The following is a 229-nucleotide window of genomic DNA, read 5'->3' as shown; positions in this document are numbered from 1 at the left end:
ACGCTCGACTCGGGCGCGCGGGTCTGGACCGATCCCGTCGAATGGTTCTGGGGTTGGCACAAATGGCTGAGGATGCTCGGCGAGACGATCCTGATCAGCTATGTCGGCACGCTGACCGGCGCCGTGTTCGCCTTTGCGCTGAATTTCTTCGCCGCGCAGAACACCTCACCCGGACCATGGGTGCGCTTCATCATCCGCCGCCTGCTTGAATTCGCCCGCACCGTACCCG

The 229-nt window shown here is 63.8% G+C and carries 1 pseudogene; it reads left to right on the top strand.

Features of this window, described 5'->3' with window-relative positions:
- Positions 1 to 229 (top strand): annotated as a pseudogene (locus tag V0R37_RS23380) (hypothetical protein); the annotation flags it as partial.

The sequence above is a fragment of the Pollutimonas rozaliensis genome (genome assembly GCF_048751585.1).
Classification (GTDB): Bacteria; Pseudomonadota; Gammaproteobacteria; order Burkholderiales; family Burkholderiaceae_B.
This window is presented reverse-complemented; position numbering and strand designations above follow the sequence as displayed.